Origin of the sequence: Kitasatospora sp. NPDC048722, from assembly GCF_040650235.1 — a bacterium.
In the GTDB taxonomy this organism is placed as follows: Bacteria; Actinomycetota; Actinomycetes; order Streptomycetales; family Streptomycetaceae; genus Kitasatospora.
Genome location: NZ_JBEZGX010000010.1, coordinates 61,870 through 82,112, shown reverse-complemented (window position 1 = coordinate 82,112; position 20,243 = coordinate 61,870). Strand labels below are relative to the sequence as shown.

Here is a 20,243-nt window from a genome sequence, read left to right as displayed (position 1 = left end):
GTGGTGCTCACTTCTGCTCACCTCCTGAGGTGGCGGCGACCGGGTGGGCCGGCGCCGGGTCGGTCTCGTGGACCTGCGAGAGCGTCGCGTTCACCGCCGGGTTGACGATGTCGGTCAGCGGCTTGGGGTAGACACCGAGCAGGATCGTCAGCGCCACCAGCGGGGCCACGACGGCCAGTTCGCGGACCTTGAGGTCCGGCATGCCGGTGACCTCCGCCTTGACCGGGCCGGTCATCGTGCGCTGGTAGAGCAGCAGCGCGTACAGCGCGGCCAGCACGATGCCGAAGGTCGCGACGATCCCGATCGCCGGGTAGCGGGTGAACGTGCCGACCAGGACGAGGAACTCGCTGACGAACGGGGCGAGGCCGGGCAGCGACAGGGTGGCGAGGCCGCCGAGCAGGAACGTCCCGGCGAGCACCGGGGCGACCTTCTGCACGCCGCCGTAGTCGGCGATCAGGCGCGAGCCCCGGCGCGAGATCAGGAAGCCGGCCACCAGCATCCACGCGGCGGTGGAGATGCCGTGGTTCACCATGTACAGGGTGGCACCGCTCTGGCCCTGGCTGGTCAGCGCGAAGATGCCCATGATGATGAAGCCGAAGTGCGAGATCGAGGCGTACGCGACCAGGCGCTTGATGTCCTTCTGGCCGATCGCGAGCAGCGCACCGTAGACGATCCCGATCACCGACAGCACGAGGATCGCCGGGGCGAAGGCCTTCGAGGCGTCGGGGAACAGGCCGAGGCAGAAGCGCAGCATCGCGAAGGTGCCGACCTTGTCGACCACGGCGGTGATCAGCACCGCCGTGCCGGCGGTGGCCTCGCCCATCGCGTTCGGCAGCCAGGTGTGCAGCGGCCACAGCGGGGCCTTCACCGCGAAGGCGAAGAAGAAGCCGAGGAACAGCGCCTTGGAGGCGGTGCCGCTGAACTGCAGCTTGCCGTCGGCGACGGCCGAGGCGAGGGTCGGCAGGTCGAAGGTCGCGAGGCCCTGGTCCTGCGCGATCACGTACAGGCCGATCACGGCGGCGAGCATCACCAGGCCGCCGAGCAGGTTGTACAGCAGGAACTTGACGGCCGCGTAGGAGCGCTGGCGCGCCGCGTCGGGGCCGCCCGCACGGTCCCCGAAGCCACCGATCAGGAAGTACATCGGGATCAGCATGGCTTCGAAGAACACGTAGAACACGAACACGTCGGTGGCGTAGAAGGAGACGAGGACCATCGCCTCCACGGCCAGGATCAGGGCGAAGAAGCCCTGGGTGCGCCGCCTGTTCTCGAACGTGCCGTCCGGCGCGGGCGCAGGGTCCGCGTCGTGCCAGGAGGCGAGCATCACGATCGGCACGAGCACGGCGGTCAGCAGGGCCAGCACCGCGCCGATGCCGTCCACACCGAGCGAGAAGGTGATGCCGAAGGAGCGGATCCAGCTGTGGGACTCGGTCAGCTGGTAGCGGTCGCCGTGCGGGTCGAACCGCACGGCCACCAGGGCGGCCAGGGCCAGCGCGACGGCCGAGGTGCCGAGCGCGACGGCCTTGGTCGTGGTGCGCCGCGCCTCGGTGGACCCGGCGGGCATCGCGGCGGTCAGCACCGCGCCGGCCGCCGGGACGGCGCACGTGGCGGTCAGGAGGACGCTCATGCCCGGCCTCCCCGATGGTGTTCTGGACGAGTCATCAGACGGACCTCATCAGGAGAGTCGTGGCGACCAGCACCAGCGTGCCGCCGAACATGGAGAGCGCGTAGGAGCGGACGAAGCCGTTCTGGATCCGCCGCAGCCGCCCGGAGATCCCGCCGATCGTGGCGGCCAGTCCGTTGACGAAGCCGTCCAGGCCGCGGCTGTCGAAGTAGACGAGCGTCGCGGCGAGCGCCGAGCCGGGCCGCACCAGGACGGCGTGGTTGAAGTCGTCCTGGAGCAGGTCGCGGCGGGCGGCCCGGGTGAGCGGGGAGCCGACCGGCGGCACCACGGGGACGGGGCCGCGCCCGTACATCGCGTACGCCAGGCCGACGCCGACCAGCATGCACGCGGTGGTCAGCAGCGTGACGGTCAGCGGCGTGAGCGGCGAGTTCCCCTCGGCGTAGCCGGTGACCGGCTCCAGCCAGTTGAGGAACGAGTCGTTCAGGACGAACAGCCCGCCCGCGAACACCGAGCCGAAGGCCAGCAGCACCATCGGGATCGTCATCGTCCGCGGCGACTCGTGCGGGTGCGGGGCGTCGCCGTTGGCGTCCGGCTGCCAGCGCTTCTCGCCGAAGAACGTCAGCACCATCACGCGCGTCATGTAGAAGGCCGTGACGGCCGAGCCGGTCAGCGCGCACAGGCCGAGGATCCAGCCCTCGGTGCCGCCCTTGGCGAACGCCGCCTCGATGATCTTGTCCTTGGAGAAGAAGCCGGACAGCCCGGGGAAGCCGATGATCGCGAGGTAGCCCAGGCCGAAGGTGACGAAGGTGACCGGCATGTACCTGCGCAGGCCGCCGTAGTGGCGCATGTTCACCTCGTCGTTCATGCCGTGCATGACCGACCCGGCGCCGAGGAACAGCCCGGCCTTGAAGAAGCCGTGCGTCACCAGGTGCATGATCGCGAAGGCGTAGCCGATCGGACCGAGGCCGGCCGCGAGGATCATGTAGCCGATCTGCGACATCGTCGACCCGGCCAGCGCCTTCTTGATGTCGTCCTTCGCGCACCCGATCACCGCACCGAACAGCAGGGTGACCGTGCCGACCACCACCACGGCGGTCTGGGCGTCCGGCGCCAGGTTGAAGATCGCCGCGGAGCGGGTGATCAGGTAGACGCCGGCCGTCACCATCGTCGCCGCGTGGATCAGCGCCGACACCGGGGTCGGGCCCTCCATCGCGTCGCCGAGCCAGGACTGCAGCGGCACCTGCGCCGACTTGCCGCAGGCCGCCAGCAGCAGCATCAGGCCGATCGCCGTCAGCGCGCCCTCGCTCGCCCGGTTCGCCCCGCCGAAGACCGGGCCGAACGCGAAGGAGCCGAACTCCACGAACATCAGCATGATCGCGATCGACAGGCCCATGTCGCCGACGCGGTTGACGATGAACGCCTTCTTCGCCGCCGTCGCCGCACTCGGCTTGTGCTGCCAGAACCCGATCAGCAGGTAGGACGCGAGGCCCACGCCCTCCCAGCCCAGGTACAGCAGCAGGTAGTTGTCCGCGAGCACCAGCAGCAGCATGGCGGCCAGGAACAGGTTCAGGTACGCGAAGAAGCGGCGGCGGCGCTCGTCGTGCGCCATGTAGCCGACCGAGTAGAGGTGGATGAGCGTGCCGACACCCGTGATCAGCAGCACGAACGTCATCGACAGCTGGTCCAGCAGGAACGAGACGTCGGCCTGGAAGCCGTTCACCGACACCCAGTTGAACAGGTACGTCGTCACCGCCCGGTGCTCGGCGTCACGGCCGAGCATGTCCGAGAACAGCACCAGGCCGAAGCCGAACGAGAGCGCGGCGAGCGCCGTGGCCAGCCAGTGGCCGAACCGGTCCAGCGCGCGCCCGCCGAGCAGCAGCAGGGCGGCACCGGCCAGCGGGGCTGCCACCAGCAGCGGAATGAGAGAGTTCACCGAGGCCCTCCGCCTACAGCTTCATCAGATTGCTGTCGTCGACCGAAGCGGAGTGCCTGGTCCGGAAGATCGAGACGATGATCGCGAGGCCCACCACGACCTCGGCCGCCGCGACCACCATCGTGAAGAACGCGATGATCTGGCCGTCCAGCGTGCCGTGCAGCCGCGAGAACGTCACCAGCGCCAGGTTCGAGGCGTTCAGCATCAGCTCCACGCACATGAACAGCACGATCGCGTTGCGCCGGATCAGCACCCCGGCCGCGCCGATGGTGAACAACAGGGCCGCCAGATACAGGTAGTTGACCGGATTCACTCCGCGCCCTCCTCGGCCTCGTGGTTCGGCACCGGCTCCAGGGACTTGCGCGGACCGGTCACCGCCGGCCGCTCCGACGACGGACGGCCCAGCCAGTCCGCGGTCGTGTTCTCCAGCTCCGCCATCCGGCGCAGCATCTCCTGGCTCACGTCCCGCACCTGCCCGCGCTCGCGCAGCGTCCCCATCACCGAGTCCTCGGCGACCGAGCCGTCCGGCAGCAGCGCCGGAACGTCCACCGCGTTGTGCCGCGCGTACACGCCCGGCGCCGGCATGGGCGGCACCTGGATGTTGTCCCGCACCCGCTGCGCCGCCAGCTCGCGCTGCGTCTTCGGCGCCTTCACGTGCTCGCGGTGCGTCAGCACCATCGCACCGATCGCCGCCGTGATCAGCAGCGCGCCGGTGACCTCGAACGCCCACACGTACTTCGTGAAGATCAGCCGCGCCAGACCCGGCACGTTGCCCTCCGCGTTCGCGCCCTGCAGGCCCGTGAAGTGGTCCAGCTTCGCGTTCGCGATGCCCGCGACCAGCAGCACCCCGAAGCCCAGCCCGCACACCACCGCCGCGAACCGCTGGCCCTTCAGCTGCTCCTTCAGGGAGTCCTCGCTCGTGACGCCGACCAGCATCACCACGAACAGGAACAGCATCATGATCGCGCCGGTGTAGACGACGATCTGCACCACGCCCAGGAACACCGCGCCCTGCGCCATGTAGCAGACCGCCAGCGCCAGCATCGTGGCCGCCAGGCACAGCGCGCTGTGCACCGCCTTGCGCATCAGCAGCATCCCGAGCGCGCCACCGACCGCGACCACCGCCAGCACCCAGAACTGGACGGCCTCACCCGTCGAGGTCGTCCCGGCCGCATCCGCCAGAACCGTGGTCACGGCCGCACCTCCTTCTCCCGATCGGTGCGCTCCTGCTGGACCGTCCCCGGCGCCGCCGCCGTGATCTCGCCCCGGTAGTACGCGCCCTCGTCGGCGCCCGGGAAGATCGCGTGCGGCGAGTCGACCATGCCCTCGGACAGCCCCACCAGCAGCTGCTCCTTGGTGAAGATCAGGTCCTTGCGCGAGGAGTCCGCCAGCTCGTACTCGTTCGTCATCGTCAACGCCCGCGTCGGACACGCCTCGATGCACAGCCCGCACAGGATGCAGCGCGCGTAGTTGATCTGGTACACCGCGCCGTAGCGCTCACCGGGCGAGTACCGCTCCTCGTCCCGGTTGTCCGCGCCCTCGACGTAGATCGCGTCGGCCGGGCACGCCCACGCGCACAGCTCGCAGCCCACGCACTTCTCCAGCCCGTCCGGATGACGGTTCAACTGGTGACGGCCGTGGAAGCGCGGCGCCGTCGGCTTCTTCTCCTCCGGATACTGCTCCGTCAGCCGTTTCTTGAACATGGCCCGGAACGTGACGCCGAAACCGGCGGCCGGGCCCAGGACCGACGGCCGGTCGGTCCTCTCCGGACGGTCCGTGTGATCGGACGACATCGCGGATCAGCTCCCCTCGGAATGGTCGGACCCGTTCAGGGCGTCCTGGAGTTGCTTTGGCGCCCGGCTGCGCCGACGCGGAACGGGCGGCAGCACCTGGCCCGGCAACGGCGGCACCGGGTACCCGCCCGCCATCGGGTCGAACCCGTCGGCCTGTTCGGGAGCCTCGGGCTCCGGCTGCTTGCGCACGAAGTCCCTCAGCAGCACCAGCAGCAGGACCACGCCCACCGGCGCGCCCACGTACAGGACCACCTCGCCGAACCCGTACCCCTCGTTGCGCAGCGCCCGCACGCTCGCGATCAGCACCAGCCACACCAGCGAGACCGGGATCAGCACCTTCCAACCCAGCTTCATGAACTGGTCGTAGCGCAACCGCGGCAACGTGCCGCGCAGCCAGATGAAGAAGAACAGCAGCAACTGGATCTTCAGCGTGATCCACAGCATCGGCCACCAGCCGTGGTTCGCGCCCGCCCAGAACGCCGACACCGGCCACGGCGCCCGCCAGCCGCCCAGGAACAGCGTCGACGCCACCGCCGACACCGTCACCATGTTCACGTACTCCGCCAGCATGAACATCGCGAACTTCAGCGACGAGTACTCGGTGTTGAACCCGCCCACCAGCTCGCCCTCGGCCTCCGGCAGGTCGAACGGCGCCCGGTTCGTCTCACCGACCATCGCGACGATGTACACGATGAACGACACCGGCAGCAGCACCGAGAACCACGTCGAGTGCTGCTGCGCCACGATCTCCGACGTCGACATCGACCCCGAGTAGATGAACACCGCCGCGAACGACAGGCCCATCGCGATCTCGTAGCTGATCATCTGCGCCGACGAGCGCAACCCGCCCAGCAGCGGGTACGTCGAACCGGAGGACCAGCCGGCCAGCACGATCCCGTAGATGCCCACCGACGCCGTCGCCAGGACGTACAGCAGCGCCACCGGGAAGTCCGTCAGCTGCATCGCCGTCCGGGTCCCGAAGATCGACACCTCGTTGTCGGCCGGCCCGAACGGGATCACCGCGAACGCCATGAACGCCGGGATCGCGCACACGATCGGAGCAAGGACGTAGACCACCTTGTCCGAGCCCTTGACCACCAGGTCTTCCTTCAGCGCCAGCTTCACGCCGTCCGCCAGCGACTGCAGCAGACCCCACGGCCCGTGCCGGTTCGGCCCGATGCGCAACTGCATCCAGGCCACCACCTTGCGCTCCCACACGATGGCGATCAGCACCGTGAGCACCAGGAACGCGAAGCAGAACACCGCCTTCAGCAGCACCAGCCACCACGGGTCGTGGCCGAAGTACCGGAGCATCTCGTACGGCTGCGGATTGTTCATCGGTCCTCCCCTTCGGCGTCCGCGCCCGCCGCGGCGGGAACCGCGTCGGCGGCGGCGATCGTGACCAGATGGCCGACGGCGGTCCCGAGCGTGCGGTGCGCGCCGCCCGGAGTCGAGTTGAGCGGGATCCACACCGTGCGGTCCGGCAGCGACTCGGTGACCTCCAGCGGCAGCGTCAGCGAACCCGCCGGGCCCGTCAGCCGCAGCGCGCCGCCCTGCCGCGCACCCACCTCCCGCGCCGTCACCGGCGACACCCGGGCCACCGCCCGGTGCCGGGTGCCCGCCAGGTGCGGATCGCCCTCCTGCAGCGACCCGTTGTCCAGCAGCTGGCGCCAGCCCGCCAGCACCGCCTGCCCCGTCGCCGGACGCGGCAGCAGGCCCGGGTGCGCGGCCGGATCGGCCGCCCGGTCCCCGGCCCACGGAACGAACCCGTCCAGCTCCAGCCGCGCGGCCCGCACGTCCGGCAGGCCCAGCCGGTGCCCGAGCGCGTCCGCCAGCATGGTCAGCACCCGCACGTCCGGATGAAGATGACGGCCCATCAACTGATCGGGCTTGAGCGCCGGCTCGAACATCCGCGCCCGGCCCTCCCAGTCCAGGAACGTACCGGCCTTCTCCGCCACCGCCGCCACCGGCAACACCACGTCCGCGCGCGCCGTCACCGCCGACGGACGCAGCTCCAGCGACACCACGAACGGCACCGCCGCCAACGCCTCGTCCGCCAGCGCCGGATCCGCCAGGTCGTCCGGATCCACCCCGCCGACCAGCAGCGCGTCCAGCTCGCCCCGCGCCGCCGCCGCCAGGATCTGATCCGTGTCCCGGCCCAGCCGCGACGGCACCTCCGCCACGCCCCACAACGCCGCCGCCTGAGCCCGCGCCGCCGGAGCGGCCACCGGACGCCCACCGGGCAGCAGCCCCGGCAGCGCACCCGCCTCCACCGCACCCCGCTCACCGGCCCGGCGCGGCACCCAGGCGATCCGCGCCCCGGTCGCGTGCGACAGCCGCAGCACCGACGTCAGCGCCCCCGGGATCGCGGCCAGCCGCTCACCCACCAGCACCACCGCACCCGGCCGGCGCAGCAACTCGGCCGCCTGCCCCGCCTCGTCGCTCAACGGCTCGTCCGCCGCCAGCGCCCCGAACCACTCCGGCTCCGTACCCGGCGCCGCCGGCAGCAGCGCACCGCGCAGCTTCGCCAGACCCCGCGACGCGAACGCCGCCACCGAGTACACCTTCAGGCCCCTGCCACGACTCGCCTTCCGCAACCGCAGGAAGACGATCGGCGACTCCTCCTCTGGCTCCAGACCCGCCAGCAGCACCACCGGCGCCTGCTCCAGCTGCTCGTACGTGACGCCCCCGCCGTCCACGTCCACACCGCGCCCGGCGACGGCCGCGGCCAGGAAGTCCGCCTCCTCACCACTGTGCGGACGCGCCCGGAAGTCCACGTCGTTCGTGCCCAGCACCACGCGCGCGAACTTCGCGTAGCCGTACGCGTCCTCGACCGTCACCCGGCCACCGGCCAGCACACCGGCCCGCGCACCGCGCAGACCCTCGGCCGCCCGCGCCAGCGCCTCCGGCCACGAGGCCGCCACCAGCTCGCCGTCCACCCGCACCAGCGGCGTCGTCAACCGGTCCCGCTGCTGCGCGTACCGGAACGCGAACCGGCCCTTGTCACAGTTCCACTCCTCGTTCACCGCCGGGTCGTCGCCCGCCAGCCGGCGCAACACCTTGCCCCGGCGGTGATCGGTGCGCTGCGCGCACCCCGCCGAACAGTGCTCGCACACGCTCGGCGACGACACCAGGTCGAACGGACGCGAGCGGAAACGATAAGCCGCCGACGTCAGCGCCCCCACCGGACAGATCTGGATCGTGTTCCCCGAGAAGTACGACTCGAAGTCGTCCCCCTGGCCCGTCCCCACCTGCTGCAGCGCACCGCGCTCCACCAGATCGATGAACGGATCACCCGCGATCTGCTGCGCGAAACGCGTGCACCGCGCACACAGCACGCAACGCTCGCGGTCCAACAACACCTGACTGCTCACCGGCACCGGCTTCTCGTACGTCCGCTTCATCCCCTCGAAGCGCGAGTCCGCCGCACCCGTCGACATCGCCTGGTTCTGCAAGGGGCACTCGCCGCCCTTGTCACACACCGGGCAGTCCAGCGGATGGTTGATCAGCAACAGCTCCATCACGCCGCGCTGCGCCTTCTCCGCCACCGGCGAACTCAGCTGCGTGCGCACCACCATCCCCTCGGCCACCGGGATCGTGCAGGACGCCACCGGCTTGCGCTGGCCCTCGATCTCCACGATGCACTGCCGGCACGCGCCGGCCGGATCCAGCAGCGGATGGTCGCAGAAGCGCGGGATCTGGGTGCCGATCGCCTCGGCCGCCCGGATCACCAACGTCCCCTTGGGGACCTGCACTTCGACGCCGTCGATGGTGAGCGTGACCAGTTCTACCGCCGTGTCGGAGGCGGTCGGCTCCGTGATCGTCACGCGTGCACCTCCCTCTCGGTGGCGGACTGGTGGCCGGGGCGGGGGCCGTCGGCCCAGACGGTGGACGCGGCCGGGTCGAACGGGCAACGGCGCTCGGCCAGGTGCCGCTCGTACTCGGCCCGGAAGTGCTGGAGCGAGGACACGATCGGGCTCGCCGCGCCGTCGCCCAGGGCGCAGAACGACTTGCCGTTGATGTTGTCGGCGATGTCGAGGAGCTTCTCCAGGTCCCCCTCGACGCCCTCGCCGGCCTCGATCCGCTTGAGCAACTGGACCAGCCAGTAGGTGCCTTCGCGGCACGGCGTGCACTTGCCGCACGACTCGTGCGCGTAGAACTCGGTCCAGCGGGTGACGGCCCGCACCACGCAGGTCGTCTCGTCGAACACCTGCAGCGCCTTCGTGCCGAGCATCGACCCGGCCGCTCCGACGCCCTCGTAGTCCAGCGGGACGTCCAGGTGCTCGTCGGTGAACATCGGGGTCGACGAGCCGCCCGGCGTCCAGAACTTCAGCCGGTGCCCCGCGCGGATCCCCCCGCTCAGTTCCAGCAGCTGGCGCAGCGTGACGCCCAGCGGCGCCTCGTACTGGCCCGGGTTGGTCACGTGGCCGGACAGCGAGTAGAGCGTGAAGCCCGGGGACTTCTCGGTGCCCAGGCCCCTGAACCACTCCTTGCCCCGGGCCAGGATCGGCGGCACCGAGGCGATCGACTCCACGTTGTTGACCACCGTCGGGCACGCGTACAGGCCCGCGATCGCCGGGAACGGCGGGCGCAGGCGCGGCTGGCCGCGACGGCCCTCCAGCGAGTCCAGCAGGGCCGTCTCCTCGCCGCAGATGTAGGCGCCGGCGCCCGCGTGCACGGTGATGTCGAGGTCCACGCCCGAGCCCATGATGTCGCGGCCCAGCAGGCCCGCCCCGTACGCCTCGGCCACCGCCGCGTGCAGGCGCCGCAGCACCGGGACGACCTCGCCGCGCAGGTAGACGAACGCGTGGTCGCAGCGGATCGCGTAGGACGCGATGATCATGCCCTCGATGAGCGAGTGCGGGTTCGCGAACAGCAGCGGGATGTCCTTGCAGGTGCCCGGCTCCGACTCGTCCGCGTTCACCACCAGGTAGTGCGGCTTGCCGTCGTTCTGCGGGATGAACTGCCACTTCATGCCGGTCGGGAAGCCCGCGCCGCCGCGGCCGCGCAGGCCGGCGTCCTTGACCAGGGCGATCACGTCGTCCGGCGGCATGGCGAGGGCGGCCTTCAGGCCCTCGTAGCCGTGGTGGCGGCGGTAGGTGGCGAGCGTCCACGGGCGGCTGTCGTCCCAGGAGGCCGACAGGACGGGGGTGAGCAGCTTCTCGGCCGGCTCGGCGGAGGTCATCACGCTTCGGTCCCTTCCTGGCCGGGGTGGTTGCCGTCGGGGTCCCGGCGTTCGGGGTCCTGGCGTTCGGGGTCGCCGTGACCGAGGACGCCGTGGCCGAGGTCGCCGTGGCCGGGCTCCAGGCGGTCGGGGTCGTCGCGGTCGGGCTCGTCGCGGTCGGGCTCCAGGAGGTCGGGCTCCTCGTGGCGCGGGGAGACGACCCTGGTGCCGCCGGCGCCGGGCAGGGCCTCGCCCCTCGCCAGGCGCAGGCCCACCAGCGACGGCGCCCCGCCGGCGCCGGACTCGTCGTTGGCGCCCGGGCGCTCGTCGGGGAAGCCCGCCAGGATGCGGGCCGTCTCCTTGAAACCGCACAGCCGGGCGCCGCGGGTGGGCCTGACCTCCCGGCCCGCGCGCAGGTCGTCCACCAGCCGCCGGGCGCTCTCCGGGGTCTGGTTGTCGAAGAACTCCCAGTTGACCATCACCACGGGCGCGTAGTCGCAGGCCGCGTTGCACTCGATGTGCTCGATCGAGACCTCGCCGTCCGCGGTCGTCTCGTTGTTGCGGATGCCCAGGTGCTCCTGGAGCTCGTCGAAGATCTGGTCGCCGCCGAGCACCGCGCACAGCGTGTTGGTGCACACCCCGACGTGGTACTTCCCGGCCGGGCGCCGCCGGTACATCGTGTAGAACGTGGCGACCGCGGTGACCTCGGCGGTCGTCAGGTCCAGCTGCTCGGCGCAGAACCGGATGCCCGTCGGGCTGACGAAGCCCTCCTCGGCCTGCACCAGGTGCAGCAGCGGCAGCAGCGCCGAACGGGCCACCGGGTAGCGGCCGATCAGCTCCGCGGCGTCAGCGGCCAGCCGGGCGCGCACCTCCTCGGGGTACGGCTTCGCCGGCAGCGCCGGCAGTCCGAGCTCGACATTGGTCACCGGTCCACGCCTCCCATCACCGGGTCGATCCCGGCCACCGCGACGATCACGTCGGCGACCTGGCCGCCCTCGCACATCGCCGCCATCGACTGCAGATTGGTGAACGACGGATCCCGGAAGTGGACCCGGTACGGGCGCGTCCCGCCGTCGCTGACCACGTGCACGCCCAGCTCGCCCTTGGGCGACTCGACCGCCGCGTACGCCTGGCCGACCGGGACCCGGAAGCCCTCGGTGACCAGCTTGAAGTGGTGGATCAGGGCCTCCATCGAGGTGCCCATGATCTTGCGGATGTGGTCGAGCGAGTTGCCCATCCCGTCCGGGCCGACCGCCAGTTGGGCCGGCCAGGCGATCTTCTTGTCGGCCACCATGACCGGGCCCGGGCGCAGCCGCTCCAGGCACTGCTCGACGATCCGCAGCGACTGGCGCATCTCCTCCAGCCGGATCAGGAAGCGGCCGTAGGAGTCGGCGGTGTCCGCGACCGCGACCTCGAAGTCGTAGTCCTCGTAGCCGCAGTACGGGTCGGTCTTGCGCAGGTCGTGCGGCAGGCCCGTGGCGCGCAGGATCGGGCCGGTGGCGCCGAGGGCCAGGCAGCCGGGCAGGTCCAGGAAGCCGACGTCCACCAGGCGCGCCTTGAACACCGGGTTGCCGGTGGCGAGTTTGTCGTACTCGTGCATCCGGGAGCGCAGCAGCTTGACCGCCTCGCGGATCTGGTCGACGGCGCCGGGCGGCAGGTCCTGGGCGAGGCCGCCGGGGCGCACGTACGCGTGGTTCATCCGCAGGCCGGTGACCAGCTCGAAGACGTCCAGGATCAGCTCGCGGTCGCGGAAGCCGTAGATCATCAGGGTGGTGGAGCCGATCTCCATGCCGCCGGTGGCGAGGCAGACCAGGTGCGAGGAGATCCGGTTCAGCTCCATCATCATCACGCGGATGACGTTCGCCCGGTCCGGGACGTCCGCGGTGATGCCGAGCAGCTTCTCCACCGCGAGGCAGTAGGCGGTCTCGTTGAACAGCGGCGTCAGGTAGTCCATCCGGGTCACGAAGGTGGTGCCCTGGACCCAGCTGCGGAACTCCATGTTCTTCTCGATGCCGGTGTGGAGGTAGCCGATGCCGCAGCGGGCCTCCTTCACCGTCTCGCCGTCGATCTCCAGGATCAGCCGCAGCACGCCGTGCGTGGACGGGTGCTGGGGACCCATGTTGACGATGATGCGCTCGTCGTCGGCCCGGCCGACCGCCTCGACGACCTCGCCCCAGTCGCCGCCGGTGACGGTGAAGACGCGGCCCTCGGTGGTCTCGCGGGCCCCGGCGTGGGCTTCCTCGCGGGCTTCGCCCCGGTCGTCCGCGCGGGCTTCTTCGTGGTGCTGAGTGCTCATCAGCTGTACGACCTCCGCTGGTCGGGCGCCGGGATCTGGGCGCCCTTGTACTCGACGGGGATGCCGCCGAGCGGGTAGTCCTTGCGCTGCGGGTGACCCAGCCAGTCGTCGGGCATCATGATCCGGGTCAGCGCCGGGTGGCCGTCGAAGACCAGGCCGAAGAAGTCGTAGGCCTCGCGCTCGTGCCAGTCGTTCGTCGGGTAGACGCTCACCACCGACGGGATGCGCGGGTCGGCGTCCGGTGCGGTGACCTCCAGCCGGATCAGCCGGCCGTGGGTGATCGAGCGCAGGTGGTAGACCGCGTGCAGCTCGCGGCCCTTGTCACCGGGGTAGTGCACGCCGCTCACGCCGAGGCACAGCTCGAAGCGCAGCGCCGGGTCGTCGCGCAGGACGCGGACCGTGCGCAGGAGGTGCTCGCGCTCGACGTGGAAGGTCAGCTCGCCGCGGTCGACGACCGTCTTCTCGATTACGTCCACCGGGTCCAGGCCCTGCTCCTCCAGGGCGCCCTCCAGTTCGTCGGCGACCTCGTCGAACCAGCCCCCGTACGGGCGTTCGCTCGGACCGGGCAGCACGACCGGAGCGGCGAGGCCGCCGAAACCGGACGTGTCACCGCTGTCCTGGGCGCCGAACATGCCCTGGCGGCGGCCGACCACCTCGACCGGGATCTCGCGCACCGGCCGCTCGCGGCGGGTCTCGGGTACCTGGTCGTTCATCGCAGCCGCCCTCCCATCTCGCTGACGGGGGTGGCCTGCAGGGCGAGCGCCTCGCCGAGCTCCTCGGCCCGGCGGCGGTTCACGCCCAGCGGCTCGTGCTGGATCTTGTCGTGAAGCTTCAGGATGGCGTCCAGCAGCATCTCCGGGCGTGGCGGACAACCGGGCAGGTAGATGTCCACCGGGACGATGTGGTCGACGCCCTGCACGATCGCGTAGTTGTTGAACATCCCGCCGGAGGAGGCGCAGACGCCCATCGAGATGACCCACTTCGGGTTGGGCATCTGGTCGTACACCTGGCGCAGCACCGGGGCCATCTTCTGGCTCACCCGGCCCGCGACGATCATCAGATCGGCCTGCCGCGGGGAGCCGCGGAAGACCTCCATGCCGAACCGGGCCAGGTCGTAGCGGCCGGCGCCGGTGGTCATCATCTCGATCGCGCAGCAGGCCAGGCCGAAGGTGGCCGGGAACAGTGACGCCTTGCGCACCCAGCCCGCGGCCGCCTCCACGGTCGTGAGCAGAAAGCCGCTCGGCAGCTTCTCCTCGATTCCCATCAGATCCCTCTCAATGCCTCAAGTCCGGTGGTTCATCGGCCGGTTCTGGCTCGTCCGCTCGGTGGCGCCCATCCGCCCGGTGGTGCTCGCCCGCCTGGTGGTGCTCGTCCGCCCGGCGGAGCTCGTTCGTCCGGCGGCGCTTGTCCACTCGTTCACAAGGGGTCGCGAGGACGTCCGGCGGACCGCCGACGGGTGGGCGCGGCCCGCTCTCAGTCCCACTCCAGGCCGCCGCGCCGCCACACGTAGGCGTAGGCGACGAAGACGGTGGCGATGAACAGGAGCATCTCGACCAGTCCGAAGATCCCGAGGGCGTCGAACGTCACCGCCCACGGGTAGAGGAAGACGATCTCGATGTCGAAGACGATGAAGAGCATCGCCGTCAGGTAGTACTTGATCGGGAACCGACCGCCGCCCACGGGCTGCGGGGTCGGCTCGATGCCGCACTCGTACGCCTCCAACTTGGCCCGGTTATAGCGCTTGGGGCCGGTGAGTGAGGCCATCACGACGGAGCCGACCGCGAACGCCGCCGCGATGGCACCGAGTACGAGGATCGGCGCGTAGGCATTCATAGCCCCCGCTCCCTCCGTCCAGTCGTCCTTGACTGCAGATCGGAACCGACGGGTCACGCTGAGGTGAACCCGCGCTCCAGTTCCCGAGATCCACCTCATGTGAGGCAGTTCACAAAGCCTGGAACGAGCGCATCCTATGCCTGTCGGCTTGTGATCTGCGACACGCAGTTCGCCGGGATCTTTGTGATCTACGACACCCCTGGAATGAGGATGAATGCGAACATGCCCAGTTTTGTCAACGCAAAGCAGTCAAATGGTCACAACCAGTCGCATTTACTTGTGAAGCGGCAGGTCAGAGCCTCGCTCCTATATCAACTATGCTCCAGCGGGGGCAAATTTCCGGGCGTCATGTTGACGTGTTATAGCGGCTCACTCGCAGGGGTGGCCGGGGGGTGAACGCTCGCTTGACCCTTCGTTCACAAGCGCGCGATGCCTTCTTGTGGCCTCCCCCTCCCCCTCCCCGCCCGCCGCGCCCGCCCCACCTCACCCGTTTCGCGCTGGGCCATGCCTGGCCCAGCGCGCGGCACCCCGACCTCCGCGCGCTCCCGTGCCCCGCTCGCCCTCGCCTCTGCCTCTGCCTCTGCCTCTGCCTCTGGCCCCGGCTACCGGATGCTGGCTGCCTGTTCCCAGACCCAGGCCGCGATGCCCACCCGGTTACGGGCATCGAGCTTGCGCTGGATGTTGGCGAGGTGGTTCTTCACCGTGCCCGGTGAAATGAACAGTCCTGCTCCGATCTCGGCATTCGTCGCGCCGTCCGCCACCAGTTCCGCGATCTCCCTTTCCCTCGTGGTCAGTTCCTCAGCCGGACCGGCCGTCGTCAGTGCCGCCGCAGCGGCGGCCGCAGCACCCGGACCCGGCTTCGGCTCCGCGCCCGGGAGCGCCATGTGTTTCAGGAGCCGGACGGTGATCTGTGGGCTGATCAACGCGTCCCCGGCCATCGCGGCCCGCACCGCCTCGATCAGCAGGACCGGCCCCGAGCGCTTCAGCAGGAACCCGGCCGCCCCGTACCGAAGTGCCGTGTGCACGTAGTCGTCCAGGTCGAAGGTGGTCACCACGATCACCTTGCACTCGTCGGCCAGCTGCCGGGTCACCTCCAACCCGTCGAGCTTCGGCATCCGGATGTCCGCGAGTACTACGTCCGGTCGCAGCCTCCGCGCCTCCGCCACCGCTGCGGCGCCGTCCGCAGTCTCTGCCACCACCACCATGTCCGGCTGGACGTCCAGGATCATCCGGAACGCGCTGCGGACATCCGCCTGGTCGTCCGCGATCAGGATCCGCACCGGCCCTGCGCTACTGCCCATTCCCGTACCTCCCCGTTGCCGACCCGCGCCGGCCTCTACGATCACGCCGGCTCCGTACCGGCTTCCTCCAGCGGCAGCACCGCCGTCACCCGCCAGGTCTCCCTCTCGTACGGGCCCGCTTCCAGCGAGCCGCCGAGCGCCTCGACCCGGGCCGCCAGCCCCGGCAGTCCGCTGCCGCCGCCGTGGCGCGGCCGCCCGGCCTGGTCAGGGTCCCGGCCGTCGTTGGTCACCGACAGCTCCAGCCGTCCACCGGTACGGCGGGCCCTCACCTCGACCGCCCGCGCGGCCGGAGCGTGTCGCCGGACATTGGTCAGGCACTCGACCACGATCCGGTGGACGGTGCCCTCGATCTCGCGCGGCACCGGCTCCTCCGGCAGCTCCAGCGTGACCTCGGCGCCGCCCGTCGCGGTGAACCGCTCGGCCACCTCGGCGAGTTCGACGAGTCCGGGCTGCGGGGCCCGGCCGCCGCCCTCCTCGCTGCGGAGCAGCTGCACCGTCCGGTCCAGCGAGGCCAGTGCCCGCTGCCCGGCCTGCTCTATTCGCTGGAACATCTCAGCTGCCCGGGCCGGATCGATCCCGGCCAGGTACGCCCCGGCCTGGGCCTGGGCGACCATGCCGCTGACGTCGTGCGCCACGAAGTCGTGGAGGTCGTGGGCCAGTTCGAGTCGCTGGGCGCGCCTGGCCTCGATCACCGCGTTGGCGCGCCCCTCGTCCAGGCCCCGCAGGTAGAGCCCGATCAGGACGGCCGGCAGCGAGAGCATCGAGCCGAAGCCGAAGACCGTGAGGACGTCCCCCGGGCCTTCGACGAACGCGAAGCGGGTCAGCCAGAGGGCGACGGCTCCGCAGGCCGTCCAGGCCGCGACCGCGCAGCGCGGGCCGCCCTCGGTGCGCAGCCCGACGACCACCGCCAGGAGCAGGACGGCCAGTTCGACCAGGCCCGCCAGCCCGGCCCAGCGATCGCCCTCCGCCCACCGGCCGAGGAGCCAGACGGCGAACGTGACCACGAGCGACGCCGCTCCGAGTGCCATGGTCACGGCCGCGGCCCCGTAGCGCCCCCGCGCCGTCCAGGCCGGCAGTGCCAGGACCAGGACGGCCCCGGACAGGATCTGAGTCATCGCCACCGCCTCTCCTCGACTCTTCGACCGCCGTCACATTACGACGCCGCCGAGGCGGTGCGCCTGTGCCGATCGGCATATTTCACGGGCCGGTTGAGCAGGGAGAACCTGCCGATCGGCAGCTGTCGCGGCCCCCTGGCGGGCCTCCAGTCTTGAGTCGTCGCACCGGCCACGGGGGTCGGAGCCGAAGGGAGGCACCCTCATGTCGAAGCTCCTGATCAAAGCCCGCAGCACCGCCCACCGGGCTGCGGCCGCCGCCCCGGACGTCCCGCCCGCCCCGCACTGGGCCCGGCTCGCCGCCAAGGCCGCCGTCTTCACGACCGTCCCCTCGGGGCTGTGGCGGATCGCCTTCGGTTTCGGCGTCCCGGTCGGGTTCAGCGGTGCGACGGCCGCGGCGTACGGCGCGCACCAGCCGGGCTGGGGCACGGTCTACTGCGTGGTGCTGAGCCTCGTGGCCGAGGCGCTGGCCTTCCTGACCCTGGGCCTGGTCCGGCCCTGGGGGCTGGTGGTGCCCAGGTGGGTCCCGCTGCTGGGCGGCCGCCGGGTCCGGCCGCTCGCCGCGGCCGTCCCGGCCCTGCTGGGTTCGGCGATACTCACCGACCTGGGGGCTACGGCGCTGTTCGGCGGGTGGGCGCGGAACCTGGCCGAGCCGGATTCACCGCACGGCTTCGCCGCCGTCGTGATGACGCTCGCCTATCTGCCCCTGGTCGCGTGGGGCCCGCTGCTCGGCGCGGTCGCCGTCGACTACGCCCGCCGGACGCTGCGGTGGCGCCGGTGACGCGGGCAGCGGGTCAGCCGCGGTCCGGGCGGCCGGGTCGCGGGTCAGGCGGCAAGCAGGCCGTGGTCCTCGGCGATCGCGGCGATGTCGACCGGGGTACCGGACATGATGGTGCGCACGTGTGCGGTGACGAGGTCGACGGGCCAGTCCCACCAGGCCGCGCGCAGGAGGAGCTCGATGTCGGCGTCGGGGAAGCGGCGGCGGATCGGGCGGGCGGGGTTTCCGCCGACGACGTTATAGGGGTCGACGTCGGAGGTGACGACGGCTCCGGCGGCGATGATCGCTCCGTCACCGATGCGCACACCGGGCAGGACGGTGGCGCCGTAGCCGAACCAGACGTCGTTGCCGACGTGGGTGTCACCCCGGCTGGGGAGAGCGGTGACGATGTCGAGGGTCTGCTCGGTCCAGCTGCCGCCGAACATCGTGAACGGGAAGGTGGAGACGCCGATGGCCGGGTGGGCGGCGCCGGCCATGAGGAAGCGGGTGCCGGTGGCGAGGGCGCAGTACTTGCCGATCACGAGGCGTTCGGGTCCGTAGGAGTAGAGGACGTTGCGCTCCTCGAAGCGGGTGGCTCCGTCGGGGTCGTCGAAGTAGGTGTACTCGCCGACCTCGATCCTGGGGTCCTTGACGAGGGGGCGCAGCAGGACGACGCGGTCGTGGCCGGGGAGGGGGTGGAGGGCGGTCGGGTCGGGGACGGTCACGGCGGACATGAGGGCTCCTCTCGTAATGCGACTCCAGTCGCATTACGATGAGCATGGCACGGCCGCACCGGCCCGGCAAGCATTAACGCGACTGGAGTCGACTTTGAGCGAGATTCCCGAGACCCCAACCCCTGCCCCGGACACTGCGACCCGGCGCACGCCGACCGCCCGCCCCGGCGGCCGGAGCGCCCGGGTGCGGGCCGATGTGGTCGCGGCCACGCTGGCAGAGGTCACCGAGAAGGGGTACGACGGCCTCACCGTCGAGGCGGTCGCGGCCCGCTCCGGCGTCCACAAGGCGACCCTCTACCGGCGCTGGAGCGGAGTGGACGGACTGGTCGCGGACGCCCTGACCGCCTCCGCGGACCAGCCCTGGCCCCTACCGGACACCGGGGACCTCGGCGAGGACCTCCGCCGGATCACCCACGAGGTGTTCGCCGTCTTCACCGATCCCGAGTCCGGCCCGACCCCCACGGCGCTGATCACGGCCGCCCAGCGCTCGGACGCCGGCGCAGCCGCCCTCCGCGCCTTCTTCGCGGCCCGCCACGAACAGGCGGCCGAGGTGGCCGAACGGGCCGTCGCCCGGGGCGAGTTGCCCACCGATACGGACGGTGCCGAGGTGGTCCGGGCCGCGACCGCCCCGCTCTACTACCGCTTGTTCGTCACCGGCGAGCCGCTCGACGCCCTCACCGCCGAGCGGGCCGCGGACGCCGCCGCCCTGGCGGCCCGCGCCGGACTGTTCGCGACCGCCCCTGCCGCCGCGACCCGCACCACAGCAATCCGCACCACAGCCCGAACCGCGGCGCCCCTCCCGACCGCGACCCCGACCGGCGAACTGCCGAAGTCCAACCATCAACCCCAGGAGGGGAACTGACGCCCCACCGCCACCCCGCCGGCACCGCAGCCACCGCCGAAACCGGAGTCACACCGCCCCCTACCGGAACCCCACCGGCCCGTGGATGATGCCTCCATGACAATCCTGCCGTCCACCACCCCCCGGAAGGCCCGTCACGTGAAGCGCAAGCAGTGGGCGCTGGTCGCCGCCGCCACCGTCCTCCCGCTCGTCGCGAGCACCGGCACCGCCGTCGCGGACACCCCCTCGCCGGCCCCGAGCGCCGCCTGCACCTACACCCCGGCCGTTCCGGCCGACAACTTCAAGGGCATCCCGGCCTTCGACCCCGAGGAGGCCGCCACGCCCTACAGCGCGACCCTGCGGACCAACCAGGGCCGGATCACCTTCGAGGCGCTGACCGACAAGGCCCCCTGCACCACGTTCTCGTTCCGCTTCCTGGCCGAGAACGACTACTTCGACGGCACCCACTGCCACCGCCTCACCACCCAGCGGATCTACGTCCTCCAGTGCGGCGACCCGACCGGAACGGGCAGCGGCGGCCCCGGCTACTCCTTCCCCGACGAGAACCTGACCGGCGCCACCTACCCGGCCGGCACCGTGGCCATGGCCAACGCCGGGCCGAACACCAACGGCAGCCAGTTCTTCTTCGTCTGGAAGGACACCAAGCTCTCCCCCGCCTACACCCCGTTCGGTCGGGTCACCGCGGGCCTGGACGTCCTGCAGAAGATCGCCGCGGGCGGGGAGGACGACCAGAACGGGCCCGGCGACGGCTACCCCACCCTGCCGGTGAACATCCGCCACGTGAAGATCAGCGACCACTGACGGCCCATCCCGGGTGGCGCTCAGTCGCTCCCGTAC

At 71.1% G+C, this 20,243-nt stretch carries 19 protein-coding genes; 3 read left to right on the top strand and 16 right to left on the bottom strand.

The annotated features are described in order from the left end of the window. Positions 1 to 7: 7 nt before the first annotated feature. The 15 genes from AB0C76_RS10485 to AB0C76_RS10415 form a co-directional block, all read right to left on the bottom strand. A complete protein-coding gene (locus AB0C76_RS10485) occupies positions 8 to 1,624 on the bottom strand; it encodes an NADH-quinone oxidoreductase subunit M (protein WP_359962619.1) in 1,617 nt (538 codons plus the stop codon). A 34-nt stretch (positions 1,625 to 1,658) separates the two neighbouring features. Then, on the bottom strand, positions 1,659 to 3,554 hold the full coding sequence (nuoL, locus tag AB0C76_RS10480) for an NADH-quinone oxidoreductase subunit L (RefSeq protein ID WP_359962616.1): 1,896 nt from the start codon (positions 3,552 to 3,554) through the stop codon (positions 1,659 to 1,661). A 13-nt stretch (positions 3,555 to 3,567) separates the two neighbouring features. Beyond that, entirely contained in the window at positions 3,568 to 3,867 is a 300-nt protein-coding gene (gene nuoK, locus AB0C76_RS10475; RefSeq protein WP_030060110.1) for an NADH-quinone oxidoreductase subunit NuoK, read from the bottom strand. After that, entirely contained in the window at positions 3,864 to 4,748 is an 885-nt protein-coding gene (locus tag AB0C76_RS10470; protein ID WP_359962613.1) for an NADH-quinone oxidoreductase subunit J, read from the bottom strand. Before AB0C76_RS10470 ends, nuoK begins: the two co-directional genes overlap by 4 nt. Next, positions 4,745 to 5,347: an NADH-quinone oxidoreductase subunit NuoI gene (gene nuoI, locus AB0C76_RS10465; protein ID WP_359962611.1), complete on the bottom strand. Its 603-nt coding sequence runs from the start codon at positions 5,345 to 5,347 to the stop codon at positions 4,745 to 4,747. The genes AB0C76_RS10470 and nuoI overlap by 4 nt, the downstream gene beginning before the upstream one ends. Positions 5,348 to 5,353: 6 nt before the next feature. Next, entirely contained in the window at positions 5,354 to 6,685 is a 1,332-nt protein-coding gene (gene nuoH / locus AB0C76_RS10460; protein ID WP_359962608.1) for an NADH-quinone oxidoreductase subunit NuoH, read from the bottom strand. Then, positions 6,682 to 9,174: an NADH-quinone oxidoreductase subunit G gene (locus AB0C76_RS10455; protein WP_359962605.1), complete on the bottom strand. Its 2,493-nt coding sequence runs from the start codon at positions 9,172 to 9,174 to the stop codon at positions 6,682 to 6,684. Before AB0C76_RS10455 ends, nuoH begins: the two co-directional genes overlap by 4 nt. Then, the gene (gene nuoF / locus AB0C76_RS10450; RefSeq protein WP_359962602.1) at positions 9,171 to 10,532 is read right to left on the bottom strand and encodes an NADH-quinone oxidoreductase subunit NuoF; all 1,362 of its coding nucleotides are present in this window, start codon (positions 10,530 to 10,532) and stop codon (positions 9,171 to 9,173) included. Before nuoF ends, AB0C76_RS10455 begins: the two co-directional genes overlap by 4 nt. Further along, on the bottom strand, positions 10,532 to 11,437 hold the full coding sequence (gene nuoE / locus AB0C76_RS10445) for an NADH-quinone oxidoreductase subunit NuoE (RefSeq protein ID WP_359962599.1): 906 nt from the start codon (positions 11,435 to 11,437) through the stop codon (positions 10,532 to 10,534). The genes nuoF and nuoE overlap by 1 nt, the downstream gene beginning before the upstream one ends. Further along, positions 11,434 to 12,807 carry an NADH-quinone oxidoreductase subunit D gene (locus AB0C76_RS10440; protein WP_359962598.1) on the bottom strand — a complete coding sequence of 458 codons (1,374 nt, stop codon included), beginning with the start codon at positions 12,805 to 12,807 and terminating at the stop codon, positions 11,434 to 11,436. The genes nuoE and AB0C76_RS10440 overlap by 4 nt, the downstream gene beginning before the upstream one ends. Beyond that, positions 12,807 to 13,520 carry an NADH-quinone oxidoreductase subunit C gene (locus tag AB0C76_RS10435; protein WP_359962596.1) on the bottom strand — a complete coding sequence of 238 codons (714 nt, stop codon included), beginning with the start codon at positions 13,518 to 13,520 and terminating at the stop codon, positions 12,807 to 12,809. Before AB0C76_RS10435 ends, AB0C76_RS10440 begins: the two co-directional genes overlap by 1 nt. Further along, on the bottom strand, positions 13,517 to 14,071 hold the full coding sequence (locus AB0C76_RS10430; RefSeq protein WP_359962593.1) for an NADH-quinone oxidoreductase subunit B family protein: 555 nt from the start codon (positions 14,069 to 14,071) through the stop codon (positions 13,517 to 13,519). Before AB0C76_RS10430 ends, AB0C76_RS10435 begins: the two co-directional genes overlap by 4 nt. A 209-nt stretch (positions 14,072 to 14,280) precedes the next feature. After that, positions 14,281 to 14,640: an NADH-quinone oxidoreductase subunit A gene (locus AB0C76_RS10425; protein WP_030060100.1), complete on the bottom strand. Its 360-nt coding sequence runs from the start codon at positions 14,638 to 14,640 to the stop codon at positions 14,281 to 14,283. 602 nt (positions 14,641 to 15,242) lie between these two features. Next, the gene (locus AB0C76_RS10420) at positions 15,243 to 15,941 is read right to left on the bottom strand and encodes a response regulator transcription factor (protein WP_359962590.1); all 699 of its coding nucleotides are present in this window, start codon (positions 15,939 to 15,941) and stop codon (positions 15,243 to 15,245) included. A gap of 41 nt (positions 15,942 to 15,982) precedes the next feature. Then, entirely contained in the window at positions 15,983 to 17,056 is a 1,074-nt protein-coding gene (locus AB0C76_RS10415) for a histidine kinase (protein ID WP_359962587.1), read from the bottom strand. A 202-nt stretch (positions 17,057 to 17,258) separates the two neighbouring features. Between AB0C76_RS10415 and AB0C76_RS10410 the strand changes: the two genes are divergently transcribed. Next, positions 17,259 to 17,834 (top strand): hypothetical protein, encoded by a 576-nt coding sequence (locus AB0C76_RS10410; RefSeq protein ID WP_359962585.1) that lies wholly within the window; start codon positions 17,259 to 17,261, stop codon positions 17,832 to 17,834. A 44-nt stretch (positions 17,835 to 17,878) separates the two neighbouring features. On the opposite strand, the gene AB0C76_RS10405 is transcribed toward AB0C76_RS10410, so the two are convergent. After that, complete coding sequence (locus tag AB0C76_RS10405) at positions 17,879 to 18,544, bottom strand: CatB-related O-acetyltransferase (protein ID WP_359962582.1); 666 nt, start codon at positions 18,542 to 18,544, stop codon at positions 17,879 to 17,881. Between the two features lie 94 nt (positions 18,545 to 18,638). Between AB0C76_RS10405 and AB0C76_RS10400 the strand changes: the two genes are divergently transcribed. Next, positions 18,639 to 19,406, top strand: coding sequence for a TetR/AcrR family transcriptional regulator (locus AB0C76_RS10400; RefSeq protein ID WP_359962580.1), 768 nt, complete (start codon positions 18,639 to 18,641; stop codon positions 19,404 to 19,406). Between the two features lie 96 nt (positions 19,407 to 19,502). Next, entirely contained in the window at positions 19,503 to 20,207 is a 705-nt protein-coding gene (locus AB0C76_RS10395; protein WP_359962577.1) for a peptidylprolyl isomerase, read from the top strand. Positions 20,208 to 20,243 lie beyond the last annotated feature (36 nt).

Bases quoted from the DNA above. Each gene is read 5' to 3' on its own strand.
- AB0C76_RS10485 (WP_359962619.1), bottom strand. From the start codon at position 1,624: ATGAGCGTCCTCCTGACCGCCACGTGCGCCGTCCCGGCGGCCGGCGCG.
- nuoI (WP_359962611.1), bottom strand. From the start codon at position 5,347: ATGTCGTCCGATCACACGGACCGTCCGGAGAGGACCGACCGGCCGTCG.
- nuoH (WP_359962608.1), bottom strand. From the start codon at position 6,685: ATGAACAATCCGCAGCCGTACGAGATGCTCCGGTACTTCGGCCACGAC.
- nuoF (WP_359962602.1), bottom strand. From the start codon at position 10,532: ATGACCTCCGCCGAGCCGGCCGAGAAGCTGCTCACCCCCGTCCTGTCG.
- AB0C76_RS10440 (WP_359962598.1), bottom strand. From the start codon at position 12,807: ATGAGCACTCAGCACCACGAAGAAGCCCGCGCGGACGACCGGGGCGAA.
- AB0C76_RS10435 (WP_359962596.1), bottom strand. From the start codon at position 13,520: ATGAACGACCAGGTACCCGAGACCCGCCGCGAGCGGCCGGTGCGCGAG.
- AB0C76_RS10430 (WP_359962593.1), bottom strand. From the start codon at position 14,071: ATGGGAATCGAGGAGAAGCTGCCGAGCGGCTTTCTGCTCACGACCGTG.
- AB0C76_RS10425 (WP_030060100.1), bottom strand. From the start codon at position 14,640: ATGAATGCCTACGCGCCGATCCTCGTACTCGGTGCCATCGCGGCGGCG.
- AB0C76_RS10420 (WP_359962590.1), bottom strand. From the start codon at position 15,941: ATGGGCAGTAGCGCAGGGCCGGTGCGGATCCTGATCGCGGACGACCAG.
- AB0C76_RS10415 (WP_359962587.1), bottom strand. From the start codon at position 17,056: ATGACTCAGATCCTGTCCGGGGCCGTCCTGGTCCTGGCACTGCCGGCC.
- AB0C76_RS10410 (WP_359962585.1), top strand. From the start codon at position 17,259: ATGTCGAAGCTCCTGATCAAAGCCCGCAGCACCGCCCACCGGGCTGCG.
- AB0C76_RS10405 (WP_359962582.1), bottom strand. From the start codon at position 18,544: ATGTCCGCCGTGACCGTCCCCGACCCGACCGCCCTCCACCCCCTCCCC.
- AB0C76_RS10395 (WP_359962577.1), top strand. From the start codon at position 19,503: ATGACAATCCTGCCGTCCACCACCCCCCGGAAGGCCCGTCACGTGAAG.